The sequence below is a fragment of the Agrobacterium sp. FDAARGOS_525 genome, from assembly GCF_003938925.1.
Taxonomy (GTDB): domain Bacteria; phylum Pseudomonadota; class Alphaproteobacteria; order Rhizobiales; family Rhizobiaceae; genus Agrobacterium; species Agrobacterium pusense.
In genome coordinates this window covers 420,752-446,617 of the sequence record NZ_RKIU01000004.1, presented here as the reverse complement: position 1 = coordinate 446,617, position 25,866 = coordinate 420,752, and the positions used below count along the sequence as shown (strand labels likewise).

At 59.8% G+C, this 25,866-nt stretch carries 24 protein-coding genes and 1 riboswitch; of the genes, 8 read left to right on the top strand and 16 right to left on the bottom strand.

Features of this window, described 5'->3' with window-relative positions:
- Nucleotides 1–18 precede the first annotated feature (18 nt).
- On the top strand, nt 19–1,371 hold the full coding sequence (locus EGT36_RS18460; RefSeq protein WP_035208105.1) for an aspartate aminotransferase family protein: 1,353 nt from the start codon (nt 19–21) through the stop codon (nt 1,369–1,371).
- Between the two features lie 39 nt (nt 1,372–1,410).
- Here EGT36_RS18460 and EGT36_RS18455 read toward each other — a convergent pair whose 3' ends face one another.
- Together EGT36_RS18455 and EGT36_RS18450 are read right to left on the bottom strand one after the other, a co-directional pair.
- A complete protein-coding gene (locus tag EGT36_RS18455) occupies nt 1,411–1,848 on the bottom strand; it encodes an EamA family transporter (protein ID WP_004438669.1) in 438 nt (145 codons plus the stop codon).
- 183 nt (nt 1,849–2,031) lie between these two features.
- Nucleotides 2,032–3,378 (bottom strand): dicarboxylate/amino acid:cation symporter, encoded by a 1,347-nt coding sequence (locus EGT36_RS18450; RefSeq protein WP_035208109.1) that lies wholly within the window; start codon nt 3,376–3,378, stop codon nt 2,032–2,034.
- Nucleotides 3,379–3,614: 236 nt separating this feature from the next.
- Between EGT36_RS18450 and EGT36_RS18445 the strand changes: the two genes are divergently transcribed.
- The gene (locus EGT36_RS18445) at nt 3,615–5,456 is read left to right on the top strand and encodes a sensor histidine kinase (protein ID WP_125270809.1); all 1,842 of its coding nucleotides are present in this window, start codon (nt 3,615–3,617) and stop codon (nt 5,454–5,456) included.
- A 1-nt stretch (nt 5,457) separates the two neighbouring features.
- Entirely contained in the window at nt 5,458–6,822 is a 1,365-nt protein-coding gene (locus tag EGT36_RS18440) for a sigma-54-dependent transcriptional regulator (protein WP_034498212.1), read from the top strand.
- A gap of 126 nt (nt 6,823–6,948) precedes the next feature.
- On the opposite strand, the gene EGT36_RS18435 is transcribed toward EGT36_RS18440, so the two are convergent.
- Nucleotides 6,949–7,452 carry a BA14K family protein gene (locus EGT36_RS18435; RefSeq protein ID WP_004438678.1) on the bottom strand — a complete coding sequence of 168 codons (504 nt, stop codon included), beginning with the start codon at nt 7,450–7,452 and terminating at the stop codon, nt 6,949–6,951.
- Nucleotides 7,453–7,631: 179 nt separating this feature from the next.
- Here EGT36_RS18435 and EGT36_RS18430 point away from each other — a divergent pair, with 179 nt between their 5' ends.
- A complete protein-coding gene (locus tag EGT36_RS18430; protein ID WP_004438680.1) occupies nt 7,632–8,342 on the top strand; it encodes a GntR family transcriptional regulator in 711 nt (236 codons plus the stop codon).
- Nucleotides 8,343–8,408: 66 nt separating this feature from the next.
- Here EGT36_RS18430 and EGT36_RS18425 read toward each other — a convergent pair whose 3' ends face one another.
- Together EGT36_RS18425 and alr are read right to left on the bottom strand one after the other, a co-directional pair.
- Nucleotides 8,409–9,665, bottom strand: a complete 1,257-nt coding sequence (locus EGT36_RS18425) for a D-amino acid dehydrogenase (protein ID WP_125270808.1) — start codon at nt 9,663–9,665, stop codon at nt 8,409–8,411.
- A gap of 7 nt (nt 9,666–9,672) precedes the next feature.
- Nucleotides 9,673–10,839, bottom strand: coding sequence for an alanine racemase (alr, locus tag EGT36_RS18420; RefSeq protein ID WP_125270807.1), 1,167 nt, complete (start codon nt 10,837–10,839; stop codon nt 9,673–9,675).
- Between the two features lie 127 nt (nt 10,840–10,966).
- Here alr and EGT36_RS18415 point away from each other — a divergent pair, with 127 nt between their 5' ends.
- Nucleotides 10,967–11,425 (top strand): Lrp/AsnC family transcriptional regulator, encoded by a 459-nt coding sequence (locus tag EGT36_RS18415; RefSeq protein ID WP_035208116.1) that lies wholly within the window; start codon nt 10,967–10,969, stop codon nt 11,423–11,425.
- Nucleotides 11,426–11,441: 16 nt separating this feature from the next.
- Here the strand turns inward: EGT36_RS18415 and thiD are convergent, their stop codons facing one another.
- From thiD to EGT36_RS18360, 11 genes are all read right to left on the bottom strand, one after another.
- On the bottom strand, nt 11,442–12,239 hold the full coding sequence (gene thiD / locus EGT36_RS18410) for a bifunctional hydroxymethylpyrimidine kinase/phosphomethylpyrimidine kinase (protein WP_125270806.1): 798 nt from the start codon (nt 12,237–12,239) through the stop codon (nt 11,442–11,444).
- Nucleotides 12,236–12,898 carry a thiamine phosphate synthase gene (gene thiE, locus EGT36_RS18405; RefSeq protein WP_125270805.1) on the bottom strand — a complete coding sequence of 221 codons (663 nt, stop codon included), beginning with the start codon at nt 12,896–12,898 and terminating at the stop codon, nt 12,236–12,238. Before thiE ends, thiD begins: the two co-directional genes overlap by 4 nt.
- Entirely contained in the window at nt 12,885–13,625 is a 741-nt protein-coding gene (locus EGT36_RS18400; protein ID WP_004438701.1) for a hydroxyethylthiazole kinase, read from the bottom strand. Before EGT36_RS18400 ends, thiE begins: the two co-directional genes overlap by 14 nt.
- The gene (locus tag EGT36_RS18395; protein ID WP_125270804.1) at nt 13,622–14,572 is read right to left on the bottom strand and encodes an ABC transporter substrate-binding protein; all 951 of its coding nucleotides are present in this window, start codon (nt 14,570–14,572) and stop codon (nt 13,622–13,624) included. The genes EGT36_RS18400 and EGT36_RS18395 overlap by 4 nt, the downstream gene beginning before the upstream one ends.
- A complete protein-coding gene (locus EGT36_RS18390; RefSeq protein ID WP_125270803.1) occupies nt 14,569–15,354 on the bottom strand; it encodes an ABC transporter permease in 786 nt (261 codons plus the stop codon). The genes EGT36_RS18395 and EGT36_RS18390 overlap by 4 nt, the downstream gene beginning before the upstream one ends.
- Before the next feature lie 128 nt (nt 15,355–15,482).
- A riboswitch (TPP riboswitch) is annotated at nt 15,483–15,585 on the bottom strand.
- A gap of 36 nt (nt 15,586–15,621) precedes the next feature.
- On the bottom strand, nt 15,622–17,613 hold the full coding sequence (locus EGT36_RS18385) for an alpha-glucosidase (protein ID WP_125270802.1): 1,992 nt from the start codon (nt 17,611–17,613) through the stop codon (nt 15,622–15,624).
- Nucleotides 17,614–17,624: 11 nt separating this feature from the next.
- Nucleotides 17,625–18,482 (bottom strand): carbohydrate ABC transporter permease, encoded by an 858-nt coding sequence (locus EGT36_RS18380; RefSeq protein ID WP_092771274.1) that lies wholly within the window; start codon nt 18,480–18,482, stop codon nt 17,625–17,627.
- Nucleotides 18,483–18,486: 4 nt separating this feature from the next.
- A complete protein-coding gene (locus tag EGT36_RS18375) occupies nt 18,487–19,398 on the bottom strand; it encodes a carbohydrate ABC transporter permease (RefSeq protein ID WP_035208133.1) in 912 nt (303 codons plus the stop codon).
- A gap of 172 nt (nt 19,399–19,570) precedes the next feature.
- On the bottom strand, nt 19,571–20,821 hold the full coding sequence (locus EGT36_RS18370; protein WP_125270801.1) for an ABC transporter substrate-binding protein: 1,251 nt from the start codon (nt 20,819–20,821) through the stop codon (nt 19,571–19,573).
- A gap of 47 nt (nt 20,822–20,868) precedes the next feature.
- Nucleotides 20,869–21,945 carry an ABC transporter ATP-binding protein gene (locus EGT36_RS18365; protein ID WP_125270800.1) on the bottom strand — a complete coding sequence of 359 codons (1,077 nt, stop codon included), beginning with the start codon at nt 21,943–21,945 and terminating at the stop codon, nt 20,869–20,871.
- Nucleotides 21,946–22,279: 334 nt separating this feature from the next.
- The gene (locus EGT36_RS18360; RefSeq protein WP_125270799.1) at nt 22,280–22,984 is read right to left on the bottom strand and encodes a GntR family transcriptional regulator; all 705 of its coding nucleotides are present in this window, start codon (nt 22,982–22,984) and stop codon (nt 22,280–22,282) included.
- A 101-nt stretch (nt 22,985–23,085) separates the two neighbouring features.
- Between EGT36_RS18360 and EGT36_RS18355 the strand changes: the two genes are divergently transcribed.
- Genes EGT36_RS18355 through smoA form a run of 3 tightly spaced genes read left to right on the top strand, consistent with a single transcriptional unit; the run spans nt 23,086 to nt 25,660 of the window.
- Nucleotides 23,086–24,243, top strand: a complete 1,158-nt coding sequence (locus tag EGT36_RS18355; protein WP_044459865.1) for an LLM class flavin-dependent oxidoreductase — start codon at nt 23,086–23,088, stop codon at nt 24,241–24,243.
- Nucleotides 24,243–25,136 (top strand): aldo/keto reductase, encoded by an 894-nt coding sequence (locus tag EGT36_RS18350; RefSeq protein ID WP_125270798.1) that lies wholly within the window; start codon nt 24,243–24,245, stop codon nt 25,134–25,136. The genes EGT36_RS18355 and EGT36_RS18350 overlap by 1 nt, the downstream gene beginning before the upstream one ends.
- The gene (smoA, locus tag EGT36_RS18345) at nt 25,136–25,660 is read left to right on the top strand and encodes an NADH-dependent FMN reductase SmoA (protein ID WP_004438731.1); all 525 of its coding nucleotides are present in this window, start codon (nt 25,136–25,138) and stop codon (nt 25,658–25,660) included. Before EGT36_RS18350 ends, smoA begins: the two co-directional genes overlap by 1 nt.
- Nucleotides 25,661–25,866: the final 206 nt, after the last annotated feature.

The window sequence follows — 25,866 nt, the reverse complement described above, 5'->3', positions numbered from 1 at the left end:
GAAACGGAGCCATTATCGATGACCATCCTGCCGAATTCCGTCGAGGCACGCGATATCGCCTATCAGATGCATCCCAATGTCAATCTGCGCAAATTCGAAAAGACCGGTGGCCTGGTGATTGAAAGCGGCGAGGGCATCTATGTCACCGACAGCAGTGGCAAGCGATATATCGAGGCGATGGCGGGACTGTGGTCGGTGGCGCTCGGTTTTGGTGAACAGCGGCTGGTGGAAGCGGCGACAAAGCAGATGCAGAAGCTGCCCTATTACCACACCTTCTCCTACAAGACGCATAGCCCGTCCGTCGATCTCGCCGAACTGCTGATCGAGCTTTCGCCGGTGCCGATGTCGAAAGTTCATTTCACCTCCTCCGGCTCGGAAGCCAACGATCTGGTCGCCAAGATGGTCTGGTATCGTTCGAATGCGCTGGGCAAGAAGGAAAAGAAAAAGATCATAGGCCGCATCAAGGGTTATCATGGCGTGACCATTGCGTCGGCCTCGATCACCGGCTTGCCGCGCAACCATGAGAGTTTCGATCTGCCGCTGGACCGCATGCTGCATACGGCCTGCCCCTCCTATGTGCATTTCGGGAAGGAGGGCGAAAGTGAGGCGGATTTCACCGCGCGTATCCTCGGGGAGTTGGAGGATCTGATCCTTCGCGAAGGTCCCGAAACCATCGCCGCCTTCTGGGGCGAGCCGGTAATGGGCGCCGGTGGCGTTCTCCTGCCACCGGAGGGCTATTGGGAAGGCGTCCAGGCGATCCTGAAGAAATACGACATCCTGCTTGTGGTGGACGAGGTCATCTGCGGTTTTGGCCGCACGGGCAAGATGTTCGCCTGCGAGACCTACGGTATCAAGCCGGACGTGCTTGTGGTCTCAAAGCAGATTTCGTCGTCCTACATGCCGCTTTCGGCGATCATCATGAATGACAATTTCTACCAGCCTATCGCCGATGAGTCCGACCGTATCGGATCGTTCGGCCATGGCTACACCGCCTCCGGCCACCCGGTCGCAACGGCTGTAGGGCTGGAAAACCTGAAGATCATTCAGGAACGCGATCTGGTCGGCAATGTCGCGCGGCTCGAAGGCAGGTTCCTCGATCATCTGAAGGCACTTGCGGATCACCCGCTCATTCATTCCTCGCGCGGTATCGGCCTCATCGGCGCGCTGGAGGTGAAGCCATGGGAAGGCATGAAGCCGGGCGATACGACGTTTGCCCTTGCCGCCGCGATTGAGGAGGAGGGTGTCATAACCCGGCCAATCGGTGAATCCATCTGTTTCTGCCCGCCGCTGATTATTACCGCGGAGCAACTGGATGAGCTGTTTGCTGGCGTGAGGCGCGGTCTCGACAAGGTTGCGGCCGCCCGAGGCTGAAAATTTTGGCAATTGTGCCGGCCGGTTGATCCGGCCGACCTATCCCCGGTAGGCCACAAGCACCGCACCGCAGGCGATCAGCACGACGCCGAGCCAGTTAGGCAGCGAAAGCCTTTCGCCCAAAAACAGCACTGCAAAGACGGCGACAAAGACGACACTGAGCTTGTCGATGGGTGCGACTCGGGCGGCGTCGCCGATTTTCAGCGCCCGGAAATAGCATATCCAGGATGCGCCGGTTGCCAGACCGGAGAGCACGAGGAAGGCCCAGGTTTTCCCCGAGATGGTGGAAGGCTGCTGCCAGTTGCCGGTGATATAAACCATCAGGCCTGCGGCAGCGAGAATAACGATGGTTCGGATGAAAGTGGCGAAATCGGAATTGACGTTTTCGATGCCGATCTTGGCGAAAATGGCAGTCAGAGCCGCGAATGCCGCCGATAACAGGGCCCAGAACTGCCACGCCAGGAAAATGTTTCTCATATGGGCCACTCCATTCATCGCAACGGTTCTTGTTTGATCTGGCCTACAGCATCGCCGGTCCGATAAAAACTGTTTTCCGAGACCTGCTTGAACGACAAAGGCCGACACATCGAGATGACGCGCCGGCCTTCATGCGAGGCCTGTCCGGACGAGGCCGGGCAGGCAGGACCTTGGGAGGTCGTATTACTCTGCCGGCTGCACCGAGGCCGGAAGCTGATCCACATCGCCGATGCCGGTGAATTCTTCCTTGCCGCTGAGCACGCGGGCAAGCTGGTCCTGGTCCAGTTCGCCTTCCCAGCGGGCGACGACGATGGTGGCGACCGCATTGCCGACGAAGTTGGTGAGCGCGCGGCATTCCGACATGAAGCGGTCGATGCCGAGGATCAGCGCCATGCCGGCGACCGGAACCGAAGGCACGACGGAGAGCGTGGCCGCGAGCGTGATGAAGCCTGCACCGGTAATGCCGGCGGCACCCTTGGAGGAGAGCATGGCGACGAGCAGCAGCAGAATCTGTTCGCCGAAGGAGAGGTGAATGCCGGTCGCCTGCGCGATGAAGAGGGCTGCCAGCGTCATGTAGATGTTGGTGCCGTCAAGGTTGAAGGAGTAACCGGTCGGAATGACGAGGCCAACGACGGAGCGCTTGCAGCCGGCCTTTTCCATCTTGCTCATCAGGCCCGGCAGGGCAGCCTCGGAAGACGAGGTACCGAGAACCAGCAGCAGTTCTTCCTTGATATAGCGGATCAGCGCGACGATGGAGAAGCCGTTATAGCGGCAGACGGCGCCGAGGACCACGAACACGAACAGGAAGGACGTGACGTAGAAAGTGCCGATCAGCATCGCAAGATTGGTGACGGACGAGATGCCGTATTTGCCGATGGTGAAGGCCATGGCGCCGAAAGCACCAATCGGGGCGGCCTTCATCAGAATCGCGACCAGCTTGAAAATCGGATACATCAGGGCGTGCATGAAATCGGTGACCGGCTTGCCCTTTTCGCCGACGACGCCGAGCGCGATACCGAAGAGCACCGAGAAGAACAGCACCTGCAGGATATCGCCGCTGGCGAATGCGCCGACGATGGTCGTCGGGATGATGTTCATTAGGAAGCCGGTGATGGTCTGCTCATGGGCCTTGTCGGCGTAGGTCGCGACGGCCTTGGCATCCAGCGTTGCCGGATCGATGTTCATGCCCGCGCCGGGCTGCACGGTGTTGGCGACGATGAGGCCGACGATAAGCGCAAGGGTGGAGAATACGAGGAAGTAGATCATAGCCTTGCCAGCCACGCGGCCAACCTTCTTCATGTCGTTCATGCCGGCAATGCCGGTTGCGACAGTGAGGAAGATGACGGGCGCGATGATCATCTTGACGAGGCGGATGAAGCCGTCGCCGAGCGGCTTCAGTTCTTCACCGAAGGCCGGGTAGAAATGGCCGAGTGCGATACCGGCTATGATGGCCACCAGAACCTGAAAATACAGATGCTTGTAGAATGGCAATTTGGCGTGGCCCGCGGCCACGGCTGTCGTATCGATCATGTTTTTTCCTCCTCGGCCTCACCCTGCCTTGATTGGCCTCCCGGGATCGCCGTGTCGTTGACGGCTTCGCGCCGATTGCGGAGTCATGTGCAATACGCATGCCAGACTTGATTATTTGCCGTAACTGACTGATTCAAAAAGTTCTTTTTTGGAGGGATAGAAGGCACGGCAGTTGACTGTGCGGAATTCCGGACAAAAACTCTTGCGGTCTGTGCGTAAATCCGCACAATTGGCCCATGAACCAGATAGAGAATTCACTCCATTCTCAGGCGAAGCGACGGGCGCAATGGCTGGCGCTCGCGGGGCTTTGGCTGCTTATCGGTTTCGGCATGCTGCTTGTCGCCGATGAATTTGCCCGCCATCAGGCCCTGCGTGCGGCGGGTTCCGAGGCCTCCACCGATGCGGAACTGAAGATCGCCCTTTTGAATGTTGCGCTGGAGCGGCCGCGGGCCATTCCGCTGGTTCTTTCCGGCGATCCCGATCTTGCCGTCGCTCTCGATGGCGGTGGCTCTTCGGCTCTTGATCGGCTTAATCGAAAGCTTGAAGGGCTTATCGAAGGAACCCAGTCCTCTGTTATTTACGTGACCGGGCCGACCGGCCTGACCATCGCGTCGAGCAACTGGCGGCAGGCGGACAGCTTTGTGGGTTCCAACTATGCCTTCCGCGAGTATTTTCAGGCGGCGATGAAGACTGGTATGTCCGAACATTATGCGCTCGGCAATGTCAGTCGCCGGCCAGGTCTCTATATCTCCCGCCGGATCGATGCGGCTGATGGCCGGCCGCTTGGCGTCGTGATTGCCAAGGTCGAGTTCAACCGGCTGGAAGCGGACTGGAATATCGGAGGCAAGCCGGTCTATGTCGTCGACAGAAACGGTGTCGTGCTGATGACGAGCGTGCCGGAGTGGCGCTTCAAGACAGTCGCGGCCATCGACGAGGCGCGACGAAACACCATTTCCGAAAGCCTGCAATTCGGCAATGAGGCGCTGGCGACGCTGCCTTTCCGAACGGCTCGATCACTGGGCGACGGTGTTCCGCTCATCCACGTTGATGAGCCGGGGCGCGAACGCGGCGATTATCTTCGGCTGGAAATACCGGTGCCGACGACATCCTGGACCCTGCATTATCTTCAGCCCGTCGCACCCGCTTTGAATGCCGCCATCCGCGAGGGCAGGGCGGTGGCGCTGGCGACGCTCATGCCGCTGATTGCGCTTTCGGCGCTGTGGCTGTGGCGCAGGCACAAGGCTCTGAAAGAAAAGGAAGAAGAACAAAGGGCCCGCGCCGAGCTTGAACTGAAGGTACAGGAGAGAACCCGCGATCTGACGAAGACGCGCGATCATCTTCAGGCGGAAATCGCCCTGCACGAAAAGACCACCGGGGAGTTGCGCAATGTCCAGCATGAGCTGGTGCAGGCCAACCGCCTTTCCATTCTTGGGCAGGTGGCGGCTGGCGTGGCCCATGAGATAAACCAGCCTGTGGCGACAATCCGCGCCTTTGCCGATAATGCGCGCACTCTGCTGAAGCGTGAACGTCTGGCTGAAGCCAGTGAAAATCTTGAGGACATTGCCGCCCTTACCGAGCGTATCGGCACGATTACCAGCGATCTGAAGATACTCGCGCGCAAGGGCCGAACCGGCGCTGAACCTGTCAGTGTTCGAACCGTCATCGAAGGCGCGGTGATGCTGCTGCGCAGCCGTTTTTCCGGTCAGATGGACGCGCTCGATATTGTCTTGCCCGATCAGGATCTAAAAGTGCTCGGCAGCCGCATCCGGCTGGAGCAAATCCTCATCAATCTTCTGCAAAACGCGCTGGAAGCGACTGAAGCGATTGATACGGCCCGGGTGGAGGTACGTGTTCGCGAAGAGGGCGACGCGGTTGTAATCTCGGTTGGCGACAATGGCGGGGGCATTCCGGAAGACATACGTGCCCAGCTTTTTTCACCCTTCAATACCTCCAAGGAGGGCGGTCTCGGCCTTGGCCTTGTCATCTCAAACGATATCGCTTCGGACTATGGCGGGCGCATTGAGGTGACGAGTGGCGAGGCAGGCACGTGTTTTTCCGTATATCTGAAGCGAGCATGACATGACGGCGGATGGTACTATATTTCTGGTCGATGACGACTCGCAGCTGCGCAAGGCGATGGTGCAGACGCTGGAGCTAGACGGGCTGCCGGTCACTTCCTTTTCCCGAGCCGAGCAGGCGCTTGCAGCTTTGAGTGAAGATTTCGACGGCGTCGTTATCACTGATGTGCGCATGCCAGGCATGACCGGGCTGGAATTTTTCGACCATGTCCGCAAGATCGATGCGGACTTGCCTGTCATCCTCATTACCGGCCATGGCGATGTACCCATGGCCGTTGATGCGCTCCACAACGGCGCCTATGACTTCATAGCCAAGCCGTTTCCCGCCGAACGGATGGTGGAAAGCGCCCGCAGAGCCCTCGAAAAACGCCGCCTCGTGCTGGAAAATCGCGCGCTTCGCCGGGCAGCCGGGCAGGCGGAGGACGACCTGCCGCTGATCGGGCAGACACCCGCCATGGAGCGCTTGCGCATGACGCTCAGGCATATTGCCGATACGGATGTCGATGTGCTGGTGGCCGGCGAAACGGGCAGCGGCAAGGAAGTGGTGGCAACGGCCCTTCATCGCTGGAGCAAGAAGCGCGCCAAGGGCAATTTCGTCGCGCTGAATTGTGGTGCGCTACCGGAAACGGTGATCGAAAGCGAGCTTTTCGGCCATGAGCCGGGGGCATTTACCGGGGCACAGAAAAAACGTGTCGGCCGCATCGAACATTCAAGTGGTGGCACGTTGTTCCTGGACGAGATCGAAAGCATGCCGCTTGCCGTGCAGGTGAAAATGCTGCGTGTGCTGGAAATGCGCGAGGTTTCGCCGCTTGGTTCAAACGAGGAGCGACCTGTCGATATCCGCGTGGTTGCGGCGGCCAAGGTTGACCTTGGCGATCCGGCCGAACGCGGCGCGTTTCGTGAGGACCTTTATTACCGGCTGAATGTCGTCACATTGTCGATACCGCCGCTTCGTGAACGCAGGGCGGATATTCCACTCCTGTTTTCCCACTTCGTCACCAAGGCAGCCAACCGCTTCAACATGCCGGTGCCGCAGATCGGCGCCGGGGTTTCCCGTCGTCTCAACGATCATGATTGGCCTGGCAATGTCCGGGAACTCGGCCATTTTGCCGAGAGGGTGGTTCTGGGGCTTGAGACGGAATTGGCGGCCACATCTGTTCTGCAGTCAGAAATCCCGGCTTCCGGCACCTTGCCGGAGCGTATGGACGAGATCGAGGCGCGCATTATCCGCGAGACACTGGAGCAATCCAATGGCGACGTTGCGGAAACCATCGCCACGCTCGGTATCGCCCGCAAGACCTTTTACGACAAGCTGCAACGCCATGGTATCAACCGGGCGGACTATGTGAAGAACGGCGCGGCCTGAAACTGCGCAGAGGACGACTTATGGCGACAGAGCGAAGTCATCCTGCTCCGACCCCTACTGAAAAGCCGCAGACTTTTCCGTCTGCGGCCTGGCAATAATCGCAGCAATTGCGGCAACGGCCGTCGTTCAGCCTGCTACGCAGAAATGACGCTGACCGTCATAATCCGTGTAGGTGCCGGTGCGGGAATTGAAGCTGCGGTAACGCTGCGAGCAATAATCGTACCAGGCGTTGGTCCACGGCTCGATGGTGCGATAGGTCTGGCGCTGATTATAGACGGGGCGGCTGTCGTAAACCGGCTGGGCGCGATAGACCGGCGCAGGGCGATAAACCGGCTGCGGTGCTGGCCGGTAGTAACGATAGTCCGGCTCTTCATAGACATAGCTCGGCTCATAGGCCTGATAACGGCGCGGTGCCGGATCGATATAGACCCGTTCCTCCTCCACCGGTGCCGGGCGGGAAAGGGCGGAACCAACGGCAACACCGGCGGCAAGGCCAAGCACACCTCCCAGAAGCGCCGCGTCGCGGCGGTCGTGGCGGTCCCAGTCACCGGCGGATGCGCTGTTGAAGGGAGCGATGGTTGCGGCGGCGACGGCGATAGCCATAACGGTTTTAGCTGCAAAGGACGACATGGTGTTTTTCCATCCAGGTGGCAGGGTGCTGCCAGTTGCAAATTCGATGGTTAAGGAAATACAGCCCGCCTGCTGAACGGTCGCTGAATGAATTGTGGCAGACCGGCTGTCTCCCACAATTCCCGTTTGCCTGCGTCCCACGCTTCGCGCTAAAACTCGGGAGCAAACAGGACGCGCCCATGAGCCTTGCCCACATAACCGTATCTCCCGATTCATCGCATGAGGATCGTGCCCAGGCCATTCGAGACACTTTGCGCGACGCCATTGTCGATCGCCGGCTGGCGCCGGGAACGAAATTGTCGGAATCGGAAGTGGGAACGTTGTTCGATGTCAGCCGCACGGTGGTGCGCGCGGCGCTGCAGATGCTTGCCTATGAGGGCCTCGTGAAGGCCGAGCGCAATCGGGGCGCTTTCGTTTCCAATCCGACGCCCGACGAGGCGCGGCAGGTATTTGCGTCCCGCCGGCTGATCGAGCCCGGCGTCGTTGACGCGGCAATTGAAAAAATCACGCCTGCGGCGGTAAAAAAGCTGCGGGAACATCTGTTGGAGGAGAGCAGGCATCAGCAGGAACGCGGGCCGAGCGCACGGCGGGCCGAAATCAAGGCCTCGGGTGATTTTCACCTGATGCTGGCGTCAATTGCCGGCAATGCCATCCTGGAAAAATTCATGGATGAACTGGTTGCGCGCTCATCGCTGGTCATCGCGCTCTATGGGCGCTCCGGCGTATCGAGCTGCGGTCATAACGAACATGCCGATCTTCTGGATGCGCTGGAGGCGAAGGATGCGGCAAGGGCCCGGGCGCTGATGCTGCAACATCTCAATCATATAGAGGCCGATCTTGACCTTCGTACCAAGGAAGGTCTAGCCCTTAGGGACGCTCTTGCGCTTTAGGATATCGGTGTATCGGCCCTCACACGACGTGCGAGGGCGATATCAGCGGAAACCGCGGCGTGCCGGTCATGCCGCGTAGCGGCTGATTGCCAGATCGTGGGTGTCGATCTCGGGCGTCGCACCGCTGATCATGTCCGCAAGGACGCGCGCGGAGCCACAGGACATGGTCCAGCCGAGCGTGCCGTGGCCGGTGTTGAGGTAAAGGTTGCTGTAGCGGGTGGCACCGATGACAGGCGTACCATCCGGCGTCATCGGGCGCAGGCCACACCAGAATTTAGCCTGCGACTGATCGCCCGCGCCGCCGAACAGGTCTTCCACCGAATGGGCAAGCGTTGCCTGCCGCGCTGCGGGCAAGTCCTTGCTGAAGCCGGCGATTTCCGCCATTCCGCCAGCACGGATGCGCGAACCGAGCCGGGTGATCGCGACCTTGAACGTTTCATCCATCACCGTGGAGACGGGTGCCCGTTCCTCTTTCACAATCGGCACCGTGATGGAGTAACCCTTGACCGGGTAGACCGGCAGGGTCAGACCGAGCTGACGCAGGAACTGCGGAGAGTAGCTGCCAAGCGCGGCGACAAAAATATCCGCTTCCACAAGCCCGCGGGTGGTCTCCACCGCCTTGACGCGTCCTGCCTCAACGATGGGGCGCATGATCCCCGTGTCGTACAGGAAGGTAACGCCCGCTTCTTCCGCCATGCGGGCAAGCTCGGTGGTGAACATGTAGCAGTCACCGGTCTCGTCGCCAGGCAGGCGCAGCCCGCCGACGATCTTTTCCTTCGATGGCGAGAGGCCGGGTTCCACGGCGGCGCAGCCGTCGCGGTCGAGAATTTCGAAAGGCACGCCGCCCGCCGTCAGCACGTCCACGTCCTTGCCGATGGCGTCAAACTGCTTTTGTGTGCGGAATACCTCCAGCGTGCCCTGCATGCGCTGGTCATACTGGACGCCTGTCTCTTCCCGCAGTGCCATCAGGCAGTCGCGGCTATATTCCGCGACGCGCACCATGCGGCTCTTGTTGATGGCATAACGCGCCGAGGTGCAGTTGCGCAGCATCTGGCTCATCCAGCGCCAGGCCGCCGGATCGACCGTCGGGCGAATGATCAGCGGTGCATGTTTCATGAACAGCCATTTCATGGCCTTGACCGGAATGCCCGGCGCGGCCCAGGGCGAAGAATAGCCGGGGGAAACCTCACCCGCATTGGCAAAGCTGGTCTCGAGCGCTGCAGCCGGCTGCCGGTCGATCACCGTCACCTTGTGCCCGGCTTTGGCCAGATACCAGGCGGATGTCACGCCGACGACGCCGGCTCCGAGGATAGTGACGTTCATGATCGTCTCACTTGTGATTGACTGATGTTGAAGCAAAGGCCGGGGTTTCGTCCGGCTGAATATAGGTACGGCGATAACGACGGCCGAGGCCGGTCAGGATTTCGTAGGCGATCGTGCCTGCATCGTCCGCGATGTCTTCAAGCGTTTGCTCGGGGCCGATCATCTGCACGAAACTGCCTTGGGTCAATGTTCCCTCGGGCAGGGCGGATATGTCCAGAATGATGCTGTCCATCGAAACGCGCCCCGCAATCGGCAGGCGCACGCCATCATACCATGCCGCGCCGCGATTGCTGAGCGAGCGCGGCAGGCCGTCGGCATAACCGGCGGCGATGGTCGCAAGACGCGTGGAGCCGGACGCTTCGAAGGAACCGCCGTAACCAACCAGCGAACCGGCGGGAACGGTGCGGGTCTGGATCACGGCGAGATCGAGGCGAACGACCGGCTTCATCGGGTTCGGGCGGTCGGCAGAGGGTGCGCCGCCGTAAAGCGCGATGCCGGGGCGCAGCAGGTGGTTGTGGTACTCACGACCCAGAAAAATACCTCCGGAGTTGGAAAAACAGACCGGGACATCAGGAAACGCAATCGTGGCCTGCCGCATCGCCGACAGCTGTGCCGCATTGCATGCATGGCCCGGTTCGTCGGCGCAGGCGAGGTGGCTCATGACAAAGGCGATGTCGATACCATCGAGCAGTTGCGGCTGGGAAGTGAGGGTTTCCAGCTCTTTGGGGGGAAGGCCGAGGCGGCACATGCCGGTATCGATCTGTACGGCGGCTGCAAGTTTCCTGCCGAGCGTCTTGGCATGGGCCGCCCATTGGGCGATCTGCTCCAGCGAATTGAGAACCGGTGTGATCGCCATGGCGGCGCAGGAGGTCTCATTGCCGGGTTGAAGGCCGTTGAGGACGAAGATCCGCGCCTCGGCGGGAAGACGCAGCCGGAGCGCCAGCGCCTCGTCAATATGAGCGACGAAGAAATGGCGACACCCCGCATCGAACAGGGTTTGCGAGACCATATCGGCACCGAGGCCGTATGCATCGGCCTTGACGACCGCCGCCGTCTGGCATGCAGGCGCCATCGCCGCAAGTGCCAGATAATTGTCGCGCAATGCGCCGAGATCGATGGTCAGATGGCCGCTCGCACCACCGGCTGCCTGCTGGCGGCTGATCTGCATGTCCATAGTCGCTCACCCTCATTTTTATCTTATGAGAGTATTGCAACGATTATCGAATTTCTTGGCGATTATTCGAAGGAAATGCGATAGAATTGGCAATCGCGCAATTTTCTTTTGCTAGTTGGAATTTTCTATGTCGTCACTCGATGCAACCGACCGCCATATCATCCGGCTGCTTCGGCTCAACGCCCGCATCAGCAACACAAAGCTTGCTGCAGAGGTCGGGCTTTCGCCATCCGCGTGCTTGCGTCGCGTCGATATTCTCGAACGGGAAGGGATCATCCGCGGTTACACGGCGCTTACCAGCGGCCTCGCTGGCGGTGAGGTGATTTCAGTCATCGTGCAGATCACGCTCGACCGGCAGACGGAGGATTTTCTCAACCGTTTCGAGAATGCGGTGCGGCGATATCCGGAAATCCGCGAATGTTATCTCATGACCGGCGGTTCGGATTATTTCCTGCGTTGCGAGGCAGAAAGTGCGGGGGATTTCGAGCGCATCCATAAGGAGATACTCTCGAAGCTGCCGGGGGTCTCGCGTATTCATTCGAGTTTCGCGATCCGGAATGTGCTGGCGACGCCGAAGGCGAGGTAGTGTCGAGTGTGGGGCTTCATCCCCACCACCGATAAAAATGATGCACCGGCCCCCGCCCATGTCCAACGGCAAGGCTCCGCCCCGCATCGAGCGCCCCATTCAAATAATCCTTCGCCAGCTCCACAGCCTCCAGCAACTCGCTTCCCCTCGCAAGATGAGCCGTGATCGCCGCCGCCAGCGTGCAGCCGGTGCCGTGATCGTTCTTCGTCTCTACGCGTGCAGCGGAAAGCGCCTGCATGGTGCCATCTGCAAACAGATAGTCCGTGCTGTCAGGCCCCCCACCATGACCGCCCTTGATGAGCACCGCTTTCGCGCCCACTTTCAGGATCGCCTCGGCCTGATGATTGATGTCCGTTTTCGTATCCGCTATCGGCGTGCCGGTTAAAAGCGCCGCTTCCGGCAGGTTCGGCGTAACGATGGTCGCGATTGGCAGAAGCTCGCGCCGTAATGTCTCGATGGCGTCCTCTTGCAGCAAACGGTCGCCTGACGTCGCTACCATGACTGGATCCAGCACCACGGGCTGCGATTGCCGCCGGAGCCGCTCCGCTATGGCTGCAATGGTTTCGATACGGGAAACCATGCCGATCTTCACCGCATTGACGGTGAGATCGGAAAACACCGCATCCATCTGCGCGATGATGGTGGTCACCGAAATATCCTCGACCGCAGTTACGCCTCTGGTGTTCTGTGCGGTGATGGCGGTGATGACGCTGGCGCCATAGGCGCCGAGCGCGGAGAATGTCTTGAGGTCGGCCTGTATGCCTGCACCGCCGCCGCTGTCGGATCCGGCAATGGTCAACGCAATTGATGTCATGGCTGTCTCGCTTTCAGGGTGGCATCGATTGCGGAGCGGAACTCCTTGGTCGCGCCGGCAATATCCGCCGCGCGGAAGATGGCGGAAATCACCGCGACTCCATCCGCACCGGCGGCAATGACAGAGGGGACGCGGGAAAGATCGATGCCGGCGATGGCGCCCACCGGCATGTCCGGCCGCCATTCCCCCAGCAGGCCACGGAGTGTCGAAAATCCATCTATACCGACAGGCTTGTCCGGGTTGACCTTTGAAACCGTGTCGAACACACCGCCGATGCAGGCGTAATCGGCGGGCATGGAGGCTGCCCGCTCGGCGTCGGCGCGGTTCTTGACCGTGAGGCCGATGATCGCCTTTTCGCCAAGAATGCGCCGAGCGGTTCTGGCGTCCATATCGTCGGCGCCAAGATGCACTCCATCTGCGCCCGAGGCGAGCGCAACATCCACCCGGTCATTGATGACGAGCGGCACGCCGGTGCCGGCGATGGCCTCGTGGATGGCGCGGGCGTTTTCGATCATCTCCCGTGTCGAGCCGTGCTTGTCGCGATATTGCAGGATGGTCGCGCCATTAAGTGCAGCCGCCAGAGCAAGCTCGGAGAGAGGCGCGACATCACCGAGGCTCGCATCCACAAGCGCGTTGAGGCGGTAATCAACCTTGTTCATTCTCGATCCTCGCATGATTGATGATATCCTCGCCGGTAATCGCCGAAAGCGCGTCCAGGAATGCCGGTTCGAACGTGCCGGGACCTCTGGCACAGGACGCGGCCAGTTCGGCGGAGACGCCGGTGACGGCAAGGGCGGACGCCGCTGCTGCCAAAGCATCCTGTTCCACCGCCATGAAAGCAGCGATGACGCCCCCCGAGAGGCAGCCCGTACCCGTTACCTTAGCCATCCAGGGATGGCCGTTTACGATCCTGACGCGTCGCGTCGCGTCGCTCAGGTGATCTACCGGCCCGGTCTCGATCCTGATTGCATCTGGCACCTCGCCGATCAGGCTCATTTCGGCACGGTTGCCACGCACGATCGCGGGAGAGAGAGTGATGAGCTCACGCGCGAAGGCCAGCCGGGATGGAGAATAGTCACAATGCACGGGGTCGACGATCCAGGGCTTGCCTGAGGCGTTGGCGATCTCCACTGCCAGCAGGATAACCTTGCGCCGCTCCGCATCCAGCGTGCCGAGATTGATGGTCAGCGCATCCGCCTTGGCAACGAAGCTTTCGATTTCCTCCAGCGACGTGGTCATGGAGGGAATGCCGCCGACAACGGTAATCCCGTCGGCGGTGAATTTTTGCACCACGGTATTCATAAGGCAATGTACGCGCGGACGCGCCTGTCTGACTTTTTCAAGGATTTCGGCGGCCTGCGTGGTCGTGGGGAAAGGGATGGTCATGGCTGCTGTAGCTCCACGGCGATTTCGTCCGCCGCCGGCGCCTGCTTGATGAGCTGCATTTCCTGCATGAAGGCGCCAAAACGCGCATAGCGGGCGCGGTCGAGCGCGGCAGGGCGCTTGGCAAAACGCGGCAATGTGTCGAAGAAAGCCTGCTTGTTCAGTGCGTCATCGAGATTGGGATAGGCCTTGATGAAGAGCTGCCAGGATTCCTGCGGGTGATTGGTGATGAAAATAGCGGCCTGTTCCACGGCGGAGAGGAAACGCGGCAGGCGGCTGTCCGTTGCGAGATCGCGATGGGTGACGAAGATCAGTTCGTCATAGGCCGGAACACCATGTTCCTCCGGAAAGAAGGATCGGCCTTCGTGGCCCTCGAGCTTCATCTGCGTCAGTTCGAAATTGCGGAAACCGCCGAGCGTGGCGTCCACCTTGCCGGCGATGAGCGATGGCGACAGGGAGAAATTGACGTTGATGAGTTCCACATCGTCTTTCGTCAGACCGTCCTTTTCCAGCATGCGCTTCAGCATGGCATCCTCGAAGCCGGATACGGAAAAACCGACTTTCTTGCCCTTCAGGTCCTTCAGGCTTTTGATCGGTCCGTCAGCCAGCACGGTGACGGTGTTTAGCGGCGTTTCGACCAGTGTGCCGAAACGAACGAGCGGCAGGCCGGCATCGTGGTCGAGATAGAGGTTGGGCTGGTAGTGCACGCCGATATCGGCCTGTTTTGCCGAAACGAGGCGCGGCACGGCGGAAGGATCTGCCGGCGGAACAAGTTCAACTTCGAGCCCCGCATCCGCAAAAAGGCCCCGCTCTTTCGCTATGACCATCGGCGCATGGTCGGGGTTCACGAACCATTCCAGCAATACCGTAAGGCTGTCGGCCGCCTGTGACGGAACGGGGGCAAATATGCTTGCCGCCGCGACGACGAAAGAAAGAAGAGTTCGCTTCATGATGCTGAAAGTCTCCGTAAATACCCGAAAGGAATGGTGTGTTCTGTTTCCCTGGCCCAGGGCGCCAGATGGGCGGTGGCGCGATCCACCGCCAGTCGCAGCAGCACCGCCATGATGGCGAGTATCGCCATGGCGGCGAACATCGTGTCGGTCTGCATGCGGGCGTTTGACTGGATCATCACGAATCCAAGCCCTGCCGATGCGCCAACCCATTCGCCAATGACAGCGCCCAGCGGTGCGAGGGGTGCGGCCACCCGCAGGCCGGAGATAAGCGAAGGCAGCGCCAGTGGCACGCGCAACCGGGTGAGAACCTGCCAGTGGCTTGCCTGCGTCAGCGAGGCGGCATCGAGAATGGCGCGATCCGTCCTGTTGAGGCCATCGGTGAAGGAGGAGGCGACGGGAAAGAAGATGATGATCGCCGTCATCACCGCTTTCGAGGCCATGCCGAAGCCGAACCAGAGGACGAGGATGGGCGCCAGCACGAAGACCGGAAAGGCCTGCAAAACCAGAACCATCGGCCAGACGAGGCGACCGAGACGGGGGATTGCCGCGATGGTGAAAGCCACGAGAATACCGACCAGGACGCCGGCCGTCAGTCCAACGGCCATTTCGAGAAATGTAACCATGGCCTGCCCCAACATGAAACCGGGCCGGCGCAGGAAGGCCGCGGCGACATCGGCCGGCGCCGGCAGGATATAACGGGGTGGCGAGAACAGCCATGTGCCTGCCTGCCAGAGAGCAAGCAGGAGACCGACACCGTTCAACGCATGGGCGGCACGCATGAGCCGGACCTCAGACGCAGACGCACCGGGCGCGACGGACAAAAACTTTCAGCATCATCATTCGGTCTCCACACGTGACAATCGCGGAGATCAGGACAAAGCGGAGAAGAGAAAGGGCAGCGCCTCAAAGGCGCAACAGTTTCCGTTCCTACGCCGGCATGATCCGGATCAGGTTCAAGGGTCCGGCTCAACGCCATCTCAGCACCGTCTGGTGCTCCCCTCGGAATGGGTCGGAAACTGTCGTTTTTTTAGCTGGCTGTCAACGGCTCAGATGGTGCGGAGCTGTTCAAACAGGGTGACGTTGCCACTATCGGCGCGGTAGAAAACCGCGGGCCGGCCGAGTGGTGCTTCCACGGTAACCTCGTTTCCACCGCGATGATGCACACCGCTCCACAGATGTACCCACTGGCCATCGCCCGGAAGATAGAGAGTGCGTTGCGTTTCTCCCGCTTTCCAGACAGGAGCCACCAGCATGTCGGGGCCATAGAGATAGCTGTCCTGAATGGCGTAAGTCTGCCGGTCATTCTCGAAATGCAGGAAAAGCGGGCGTTGCACCGGAAGCCCCGTTCTGGCCGCTTCGGCGGAGAGCGATTTCAGATAGGGGGCAAGTGTGACATAAACTGTCGTCATACGGGCGAAATGGGCAAGAACCCCTTCATCCTGATCGATCTGCAGATTGTCACGCGGGCGGTTGCCCTCATGGGTGCGCATGACCGGCGTGAAGGCGGCCATCTCCGTCCAGCGCATGATAAGTTCCGCGGTGCGGACATTGCCGAACAGGCTGGTGTAACCGCCGATGTCGGAATGGTGATAGGCATTGCCCATGAGGCCGGAGGAGAGCGCACCGCAAATGACAGTGACAAGTCCATCATGACGGGAGAAGTCGACAGACTGGTCACCGCCCCAGATCAGCGGACAATGGGCCTGCACGCCGGTGAAACCGGCCCGCATGAAGAACAGTGCTTCGCCGGTCTTGTCGCGGCTTTCGACGGCTTTTGCATTGACCTCGGCCCACAGGGTGGGCCATGCATTGTGCATCAGCTTTGCGTCGACACCGTTGGAGAGCGTTATATCGATCGGCAGATATTCGCCGAAATCAGCCATCCACCCGGAAAGGCCGAAATCCAGCATGTTCTTGCCGATGATTTCTTCGGCAAACCAGTCGGCGGCAGCCGGATTGGTGAAATCGACGACGCCGCAATCGAACTCGCCGAAATCCACCAGGGCCGTTTTTCCTTCCGCATCCGTTGCGAAATAACCGGCCTGTTCGGCCACCGGGAAAAGCGGGCCGTCAACGCAGAGATAGGGGTTCACGTAACCCAGGAAGCGTATGCCTTGATCGGCAAGCTCGGCGATCTTCTGGCGCAGATGCGGATAACGGGTTTCGTTCGCCTGCCAGTCCCAGAACAGGCGTGCGCCAAAGGATGTCTGGCGAAGCCCCACCCAGTCCTCACACCACAGGCCCGACACGAGCGTTCCGGCTGCGCGGATTTTCTCCAGCCGCGCAAACGAATTGACGCCATCCTTTAATCCAATGATCGCGCCATTATAGATCCATTCCGGCAATTGCGGCTGCCGTCCAAACCGTAGGGACAGCGCGGAGACGATATCGGTGAAACTGTCGCCGGCGAAAAATTCGATCTTTTCAGGGATGGCCCAGATTTCGATCTCGTGGAAATCGCCATTGCGGAAATCGAAGACCGAATAGGCGCTCGTTTCCACATGCAGCGCGTATCTACGCGACGAGAGATAGGTCGGCTGCGGATAGTTGGTGTTGTAATAATCACCGCCTGCCTTGCCGTTGACGTCAGACTTGAAGGTGATTTCGGTGGTCTTGTCGCGGCCAACGCCGGGCTCGGAGGTCCAGAGCGGAAAGCGCCGTCCGCGCATGTCGAAATAGGACATCTGCTCGCCGCCGCCCCAGACATGCTCGTCCGTTTCCGCAAAGACGCGCAGCCAGAGACGGTTGATGGTCTTGTCCAGCGCCGTCAGCAGGATGGCATTGCTTTCGAGTGTCAGGCGAAGGCGAGGGGTCTGTCCCGGTGCGGAGGAAAGCGTGACGCTATCGCCGCTGATCTCGGCGTGGCGCAGGGCAGTTCGTTCGACGACGTAGTCTTCGATATCGAAATTGCCGCGATACATATCCATCCGTTCCTTGCCGAAACCGGCGAAGAAGGCCGGCTCGTCGGGCGAATGGGAAAGGATGGTGCGGTTGCCGATCGCAAGCGTAAATCCATCGTGGGTCTTTTCGAAATGCATGACTTAACCTTTTAGCCCTTGAGACCGCCGGCGGTGAGGCCAGAGACAACCCGTTCCTGGAAGATGACGATGAGGATCGCGACCGGCACGATGCCAACCACCAACGCTGCCGAAATAACCGGCCAGGGGAAAGCGAACTCCCCCTGATAAAGCTGGATGCCAACGGGCAGCGTGCGCAGCGCAGGGTTGGAATTGAAGGAGAGCGCCAGCAGGAACTCGTCCCAGGCATTCACGAAGGCAAGGATGCCTGCGGTGAAGACGCCCGGCGCGCAAAGCGGCACGACGACCTTGAACAGCGCGCCGATGCGGGTGCAGCCATCGATCATGGCAGCGTTTTCGAGATCGCGCGGAATACTTTCGAAGAAGGAAACCAGCATCAGCGTGCACACCGGCAGTGAAAGCACCGTGTAGGGCAGGATCAGCGCCGTCCAGCTGTTGAGCAGATTGAGCGCCCGCATGATTTCGAACAGCGGCACAAGCAGCGTCACCAGCGGAAAGGTGGAAACGGCGATGATGAGCGACAGGATAAGCGCCCGGTATTTAAGGTTCAGCCGCGCCAGCGCGTAAGCCGCCAACACCGAAATCAGGATGGTCAGTGCCGTGGAAAGCAGCGCCACCATGAAGCTGTTGAACAGGAAGAGGTGCAGCGGCTGATCCGAAAAGGCCTGCATGTAGTTGGCGAGCGTCGGCGCGTGTGGAAACCAGGTGATCGGCTTGACAGTCAGTTCCGCCTCGGTTTTCAGCGAGGTGAAGAGGATCCAGATAGCCGGGAAAAGGCCATTTACGAGAAGAATGGAGGCCGCGATGAAGCGCAGCGGCTTGCCAGAGAAGAAGGACGACAGACCGGAAGAGGTGGCGACGGTGCTCATGGGATCAGTCCTTCGTCCTGATGATACGGAGGTAAACGGCGGTGACGCACATGGAAAGCGCAAACATCATGACCGCTAAGGCCGAACCGTAACCGAGATCGAGGAAGGAGACGGTGTTCTGGTGGATATACATGGCAAGCGTCGTGGTGGATGTGCCGGGGCCGCCGCCGGTCATCATGTAAGGAATATCAAAGGTCTGTAGCGCCGTGATCGTGCGGAAGATGAGGGCGACGATAATCGATGGCTTCAGAAGCGGCAGGGTGATTTCGAAGAACTGCCTGATCTTGCCGGCGCCATCCACATCCGCTGCCTCGTAAAGCGAGCGCGGGATGGTCTGCAACCCGGCGAGGATCATGAGCGCCATGAAGGAGGAGGTCTTCCAGATGATCGTCAGGCAGATCGCGGCAAAGGCCCAGTTCGGTGAGTTGAACCAGATGATGCCTTCAAAGCCCAGCCGGTTCAGCACGTCGTTGACCACACCATATTCATAATGAAAGAACCACGCGAAGATGAGACCTGCAAAGGAGAGCGGCAGCGCCCAGGGGATGAGAAGGGAAAGCCGCATTGGCCACTGCATGGAGAAAGGCAGGTTGGCGAGCAATGCGAGGCCAAGGCCCATGAACAGTGCGCCGGGCACGGTGATCAGCGTAATCAGCACCGTATTCCAGGTCGTTTCCCAGAAAATCGGATCGTCGAACATCGCCGTGTAATTTTCAAAGCCGATGAATTCCGCCGGCAGGCCCGAGGTCAGCGACAGGCTGAAGAAGCTCGTATAGACGAGCCGCGCCACCGGATAAACGATGATGAGCGAAAGCAGGATCGCCGCCGGCGCGAGCAGCAGCACGGCCAGCGACCGGTCGCCGAGATCGAGCCACCGCGTCCAGCGCGGCTGCGGTTTCTCGTCCACCCGAACCATGGTTCTTTCCGGCATTGTCACGTCTGCCACTCCCGCAACTGGATTCACGTCATCGTCTCCCGGTCGGACCGGTTTATGTCCGGCCCGTTTCGCGCCCTTGAGGCGCCTTTCATCCTGTCAGTCGAAACGGCCGGAAGGGGCGCGGTGCACACGCCGCCTTCCGGCCCGAAGCTTATCGCAGAACGCGCCGCAGACGGCTTTCCATCTGCTTTGCGCCATCCTCCGGCGTCATGACACCGGCGAGCACACCGTTGACCGTGGTGCGGATGGTCTCGCTGACCTCGTTGTAACGCGGCGTCACCGGACGGGCCTTTGCTGTTTCGACGACCGGCAGGGCATCCGCGAACCACGGGATTGCCTTGGTCACGTCGGCATCCTTGTAGAGAGCGGCGTAGGTGGGCAGGAGCGCTGCATTGATGGCCATGAACTTCGATACATCCTGACTGGAGAGATATTCGACAAGCTTCTTGGCTTCATCCTGCTGTTTGGAATAGGCGGACACGCCGAATTCCCATCCGCCGAGGCAGGTCGTCTGCTCACCGCCTTTGACGGCGGGAAGGCGGGCGACGCCGACCTTGTCGCTCACCTGCGATTCCTTGCCCTGGAAATGGGTCCAGGCATAGGACCAGTTGACGGCAAAGAGAACCTTGCCGGCCTGGAACTCCTTGCGGGTGTCGTCGGTCGCCACCTCCGAAATGTTCTTCTTGGAAATGCCTTCGTCGACAAAACTCTTCCAGAGCTTCAGCGAATCCACCGCCGCCTTGTTGTCGAAGTTCAGCTTGCCGTTTTCAACCAGCGACTTGCCTTCGCTCCAGTAGGGCAAAAGGAAGGTGCAGACCGCGCCTTCGATCGCCTTGCCCTGGAAGGACAGGCCCTGAAGCTCCGGGTTCTTTTCGCCTTCCATGACCTTCTTGGACGCTTCCTTCAGCTCCTCCCAGGTGGTCGGCGGCTTGATGCCGTATTTATCCAGCAGGTCCTTGCGGTAATAGAGGAACATGGAGTCGGCGAAGGCTGGCAACGCCACGATCTTGCCGTCCACCGTGTTGGCTTCGGCATAGGTCGGCAGGTAGGCGGACATGTCCTTGCCGGCAAAATCGCTGGTCCAGCCGGCTGTTGCAAATTGCGCGGGACGGATGACGTCGAGCATCAATACGTCGAGGCTCGAATCCTTGGCCGACATCACAGTGTTGAGATATTGCGCCTGCATTTCCGAGGTGTTGCCGCCGGTCTCAATGACCACCTTCACGCCCGGCGTCTTCGCCTCATATTGATCGAGCGCCTTGCGCCAGACATCCGGCTGATGCTGGCTGGAAACGAAGATCTTCAGCTCGGCATCGGCAAAGGCCTGACCTGATAAAGCGAGCACCGTTGCGCAGAGCGCTGCGCCCATGAAGGCTTTTCCCCGGATAGTTTTGAATGTCATGTGTTCCTCCCGTTATTCATCCTTGGCCGTAGCATTTTGCCCGGCAATCAGTGGATCGAGCGCTCCGTTGTTGCGTCGAAAAGATGGACCTTGGACGGATCGACCCCGATCCGCAGTTCCTCGTTCGGTGTTGGCCGAAGCTGTGGCGGCATCCGTGCGGTCAGCGCCGCGTCGCCGAGGCTGAAATGGACGAGCGTGTCCGAGCCCAGTGGCTCCACCACCTGCACCTTTACGGCAAGCTGGCTGTCGAGGCTCTCGGCAGTACCAAAATGCTCCGGGCGAATGCCGACGATGACTTCACGACCTTCAAGACCCGTTTCGCGCGATGGCCGAATGGATGCCATCGGCAGGAAATTCCCGTCCGAGAATGTCAGCTGGTCGCCATTCACCTTGGCTCGCGCGAAATTCATGGCGGGCGCACCGACGAAACCGCCGACGAACACGCTTTCCGGGCGGTTATAAACCTCATCCGGCGTGCCGACCTGTTCGATATCACCTCCGCGCAGGATGACGATGCGGTCCGCCAGCGTCATCGCCTCCACCTGGTCATGGGTGACATAGATGATGGTGGTGCCCAGCTGCTGGTGCAGGCGCTTGATTTCCGTGCGTACCTGTCCGCGGAGTTTAGCGTCGAGGTTGGAGAGCGGCTCATCGAACAGGAAGACCTGCGGGCGGCGAACGATGGCGCGCCCCATGGCCACACGCTGACGCTGGCCGCCGGAAAGCTGTCCGGGCCGCCTGTCGAGAAGGTGCTCGATGCCGAGCATCTTTGCCGCCTCATCGATGCTGGCATTGGCCTGCGAAGCGCTGACACCGCGCACCTTAAGGCTGAAGCCCATGTTTTCGCGCACCGTCTTGTGCGGATAAAGCGCATAGTCCTGAAACACCATGGCAATGTCGCGCTCGCGCGGCGGCAGCCGGTTGACGACACGGTCGCCGATCTTCACCTCGCCACCAGTAATGCTCTCCAGCCCTGCGACCATGCGCAACGTCGTTGATTTGCCGCAGCCGGAAGGGCCGACAAATACGACGAATTCGCCATCGTTGATTTCAAGGTCGATGCCCTTGACGATGCGAAGCGCACCGTAACTCTTGTCCAGCTTGCGCAGGCTGACTGAAGCCATATTTTCCTCCTCACGACCGGCACGCCCGAAATTTCAATGGACGCAATAGCCGGTATCAACCTTCAAGTTCCCCGTACTGCATCTTCGAAAATCGAGCCCGATTGTCTGGCAATAACGTGGGGTGGCGAAGCGCCTGTCTCCCTGAGGTCGTGATATTACCTTTCACCAAAAGGAAATCAATAGTGTATCAATTTTATTTCTGACAGAAATCAAAAACTACTAAGTCATTGATTAAAAGAAATATATCCGCAAAATCGCCCGCTGGCGGGCAGTGGTTGGCTTGCCTGCCGTCAAATTCCGTCACTCTTGTAGATCACGCGAATTTTGCGCAGTCTCAACGTATGCGAGAAACGTAGCGCGCCACGGTATGGTCAAACCAGGTCCAGGAAACTTCTGCCACCGCACCATCCTGCGCCTGGCTGAGACGCAGGACGCGGGGCACGGATGCGCCTGCTTTCTGGCCGAACGCTTCGGGCGTCCATTCGGGCACTTCACCGAGATCGACGCGATCCTCCGCCTTCGATATCCAGAGGTTGAGGCGAGTGCGGTAATAGAGGTAGAGAGATTCCGACATGTTTTCGATGGAGATCGTGTCAACATAGGAACCATCAAGCCAGATTTCCTCGATGGCGGCCGGTTTGCCGGCGATGCGCCGCAGACGACGAATCCTGTGTCCTTCGGAGGAAGTGCCAAAAGAGGGCAGATCGGCGGGCTTCGCTAGCCGGGTCACATCCAGAACCTCCGCTGTCGGCAGGCCGCCCCCCTCGATCAGTTCAAGCCGGAAGAAAGCGTAGACGCTTTGCGGATCGCTGACCGCGCGGATGTAGTTGCCGGAACCCTGTACGCGCTCCAGAAGGCCGCGCTCCTGCAATTCGGCGAGCGCCTTGCGTAGCGTACCGACGGCGATGCCGAGATCGGCAGCCATATCGCGCTCCGGCGCAAGCTTCTCGCCGTCGATCAGCCGCCCTGCTGACACCTCGCGCACCAGCATTTCGGCGATCTGCAGATACATGGGCAAACTGCCACCAGTGTGTCTCATATGCCGTTTCCTCCACCCGAAACAAAAATTGATACATCATTGATTTACATATTTCTTGATGTTATGCAAGAACAACGAGAGCGGCCCTGAGGAGGAATTGCATGACCGTCGTACCCGTTACATCCGCTGATCTCGATGCTGCCGAGGTCTCCTGGTTTTCCGCTTTGTGTTCCGATGATTACGCCTATCTCGGCGTGCCGGATGGAAGCCTGCGTTCCAGCTTCGAACATTGCTCGGATATCGTCAAAAAAGCCGAGGAACTTGGTTTCCGCAACATTCTCTGCCCGTCGTCCTATCAGGTGGGGCAGGATACGCTGAGCTTTGTCGCCGGCTGTGCGACGATCAGCGACCGTATCAATTTCCTTGCCGCTATCCGCTGTGGCGAAATGCAGCCGATCATGCTGGCGCGTACGGTTGCCACGCTCGACCACATGCTGAAAGGCCGCCTGACCCTCAATGTCATCAGCTCGGACTTCCCGGGCGAAGTCGCCGACAGCGCCTTTCGTTACAAGCGCAGCCACGAGGTCGTCGAGATTTTGCGGCAGGCCTGGACCCGCGACACCATCGACCACGACGGCGAAATCTACCAGTTCAAGGGCGTATCGACCGAGCCGGCGAGACCCTACCAGCAGAATGGCGGCCCGCTTCTTTATTTCGGCGGTTATTCTCCAGATGCCCTTGAGCTCTGTGGCGCACAATGCGACGTCTATCTGATGTGGCCGGAGACGAAGGACCAGCTGGCGGACCGCATGCGCGCCGCCAACGAGCGCGCTTCCGCCCATGGCCGCACGCTGGATTATGGTCTGCGCGTCCATATGGTGGTGCGCGATACTGAAAAGGAAGCCCGAGAATATGCCGAACATCTGGTATCCAAGCTCGATGATGAATACGGCCAGCTGATCCGCAACCGCGCCCACGATAGCGGTTCACTCGGCGTGTCGCATCAGGCACGGGCCCGTGAACTCGCTGACAAGTTCGGTTATGTCGAACCCAATCTGTGGACCGGCATCGGCCGGGCGCGCTCCGGCTGCGGTGCAGCACTTGTCGGCTCGACGGATCAGGTTCTTTCGGCGCTGGAGGATTACCAGAAGATGGGTATCCGCGCCTTCATCCTGTCCGGTTATCCGCATCTCGACGAGGCGGAACATTTCGGCACCAAGGTGTTGCCGCAGATGAAAACCTGCTCCCTGCCGCATGCCTATGGCCGGGTGCCTTCTGAAACGCCAGCGACGCCGCTCGGCAACGGGGAACGCCACTGATGGAACGTATCGCTCTTTCTGACACACTCGAACTCAGCCGCATTGTTTACGGCAAGTGGCGCATTGGTGACGATGCAGACACCTCGCCGGCGCATGTACAGGCGAAGATCGAGGCCTGCCTCGCACAGGGCATCACAACCATGGATCAGGCCGATATCTATGGCGGATACACGGCAGAAGCCATTCTTGGCGCCGGATTGAAAGCCGCGCCAGGACTGCGCGACAAAATCGAAATCGTCACCAAATGCGGCATCGTCGCCCCGGCCGGCCGTCATGCTGCCGCCCGCGTCAAGCATTACGACACGACCGCGGTCCACATCAACGCGTCGGTGGAAGCGTCGCTGCGCGATATGGGAACGGATCACGTCGATCTGCTGCTCATTCACCGCCCCGACCCGCTGATCGACGCGGAAGAAACCGGCAAGGCACTTGATGCCTTGGTGGCGTCGGGCAAGGTCAAGGCGGTTGGCGTCTCCAATTTCCGCCCGTGGGATTTTTCGCTGCTGCAATCGGCCATGAGCAACCGGCTGGTGACGAACCAGATCGAAATGAGCCTGCTTGCCACCGATTCCTTCACGAATGGCGATCTCGCCTACCTGCAGAAAAAGCGCATTTCGCCCATGGCCTGGTCGCCGCTCGGTGGCGGTTCGCTGTTCTCCGGCGCGCATGGCGGCACCATGGCTGCCCTGCAGCGCGTCGGCAAGGAACAGGGCGTCGACGCGACGGCCGTCGCGATCGCATGGCTGCTGCGCCATCCGGCAAAGATCGTGCCCGTGCTTGGGACCAACAATCTCGAACGCATCAAAACCGCTGCCGATGCGCTTCGCGTAACGATGGACCGCCAGACATGGTTTGAACTCTACACCCTTGCGATTGGAAAAGAGGTGGCGTGATGACAGTTGCAGAGGCGATCAAGATGCCCAATGAACATGTATTCGTTCCCGGCGGCGAAAACAGCCGCAGCTTTCGCAACGCGCTCGGCGCTTTCACCACCGGTGTTACTGTGGTAACAGCCACGACTCCGGAAGGCCCGATTGGCATGACGGTCAACAGCTTCGCATCCGTCTCGCTCGATCCGCCGCTGGTGCTGTGGTCACCTGCGAAAAGCTCGTCGCGTTATCAGGCCTTCAGCGGCGCGACCCATTTCGCCATTCATGTGCTGAGCGCCGATCAGGACGTGCTGAGCGCCCGCTTCACCCGCAACGGCCGTGCTTTCGATGATCTTGACTGGGAATTGAACGATGAAGGTGTACCGGTCATCCCCGGAACGCTGGCCCGTTTTGAGTGCAGGCAGGCGGCGGCGCATGATGCGGGCGATCACACTATCATCGTCGGCGAGGTGTTGCGCGCTGCCCATCGGGATGGTGATCCGCTGTGCTTTTCGGGTGGAGCCTTCGGACGGTTCGCCCGGCAGTAATCCTGCGATGTCATAAGCGCTTAATGCAAGATATCAGCTGCAGCCGCCCACTTTTCACGGCACTCATCCAGCGTTCAAAGTAAACCCCTGTCCTCGTGACGTTATAGCTGGCGCTGACTTTCTAAAATGGCTTAATGCACTTGGTTGGGTGAAGAAATGATTCGCCGAATCATGGATATAGTGCGGCGCTCATTAGGGAAGTTTGA

Excerpts from the sequence above, each read along its gene's own strand:
- EGT36_RS18435 (WP_004438678.1), bottom strand. The coding sequence starts at position 7,452 with ATGTCGTCCTTTGCAGCTAAAACCGTTATGGCTATCGCCGTCGCCGCC.
- EGT36_RS18430 (WP_004438680.1), top strand. The coding sequence starts at position 7,632 with ATGAGCCTTGCCCACATAACCGTATCTCCCGATTCATCGCATGAGGAT.
- EGT36_RS18365 (WP_125270800.1), bottom strand. The coding sequence starts at position 21,945 with ATGGCTTCAGTCAGCCTGCGCAAGCTGGACAAGAGTTACGGTGCGCTT.
- smoA (WP_004438731.1), top strand. The coding sequence starts at position 25,136 with ATGACAGTTGCAGAGGCGATCAAGATGCCCAATGAACATGTATTCGTT.
- EGT36_RS18440 (WP_034498212.1), top strand. The coding sequence starts at position 5,458 with ATGACGGCGGATGGTACTATATTTCTGGTCGATGACGACTCGCAGCTG.
- EGT36_RS18425 (WP_125270808.1), bottom strand. The coding sequence starts at position 9,665 with ATGAACGTCACTATCCTCGGAGCCGGCGTCGTCGGCGTGACATCCGCC.
- EGT36_RS18455 (WP_004438669.1), bottom strand. The coding sequence starts at position 1,848 with ATGAGAAACATTTTCCTGGCGTGGCAGTTCTGGGCCCTGTTATCGGCG.
- EGT36_RS18380 (WP_092771274.1), bottom strand. The coding sequence starts at position 18,482 with ATGAGCACCGTCGCCACCTCTTCCGGTCTGTCGTCCTTCTTCTCTGGC.
- alr (WP_125270807.1), bottom strand. The coding sequence starts at position 10,839 with ATGGACATGCAGATCAGCCGCCAGCAGGCAGCCGGTGGTGCGAGCGGC.
- EGT36_RS18350 (WP_125270798.1), top strand. The coding sequence starts at position 24,243 with ATGGAACGTATCGCTCTTTCTGACACACTCGAACTCAGCCGCATTGTT.
- EGT36_RS18360 (WP_125270799.1), bottom strand. The coding sequence starts at position 22,984 with ATGAGACACACTGGTGGCAGTTTGCCCATGTATCTGCAGATCGCCGAA.
- EGT36_RS18395 (WP_125270804.1), bottom strand. The coding sequence starts at position 14,572 with ATGAAGCGAACTCTTCTTTCTTTCGTCGTCGCGGCGGCAAGCATATTT.
- thiD (WP_125270806.1), bottom strand. The coding sequence starts at position 12,239 with ATGACATCAATTGCGTTGACCATTGCCGGATCCGACAGCGGCGGCGGT.
- thiE (WP_125270805.1), bottom strand. The coding sequence starts at position 12,898 with ATGAACAAGGTTGATTACCGCCTCAACGCGCTTGTGGATGCGAGCCTC.
- EGT36_RS18370 (WP_125270801.1), bottom strand. The coding sequence starts at position 20,821 with ATGACATTCAAAACTATCCGGGGAAAAGCCTTCATGGGCGCAGCGCTC.
- EGT36_RS18355 (WP_044459865.1), top strand. The coding sequence starts at position 23,086 with ATGACCGTCGTACCCGTTACATCCGCTGATCTCGATGCTGCCGAGGTC.
- EGT36_RS18375 (WP_035208133.1), bottom strand. The coding sequence starts at position 19,398 with ATGGTTCGGGTGGACGAGAAACCGCAGCCGCGCTGGACGCGGTGGCTC.
- EGT36_RS18450 (WP_035208109.1), bottom strand. The coding sequence starts at position 3,378 with ATGATCGATACGACAGCCGTGGCCGCGGGCCACGCCAAATTGCCATTC.
- EGT36_RS18390 (WP_125270803.1), bottom strand. The coding sequence starts at position 15,354 with ATGCGTGCCGCCCATGCGTTGAACGGTGTCGGTCTCCTGCTTGCTCTC.
- EGT36_RS18385 (WP_125270802.1), bottom strand. The coding sequence starts at position 17,613 with ATGCATTTCGAAAAGACCCACGATGGATTTACGCTTGCGATCGGCAAC.
- EGT36_RS18445 (WP_125270809.1), top strand. The coding sequence starts at position 3,615 with ATGAACCAGATAGAGAATTCACTCCATTCTCAGGCGAAGCGACGGGCG.
- EGT36_RS18415 (WP_035208116.1), top strand. The coding sequence starts at position 10,967 with ATGTCGTCACTCGATGCAACCGACCGCCATATCATCCGGCTGCTTCGG.
- EGT36_RS18460 (WP_035208105.1), top strand. The coding sequence starts at position 19 with ATGACCATCCTGCCGAATTCCGTCGAGGCACGCGATATCGCCTATCAG.
- EGT36_RS18400 (WP_004438701.1), bottom strand. The coding sequence starts at position 13,625 with ATGACCATCCCTTTCCCCACGACCACGCAGGCCGCCGAAATCCTTGAA.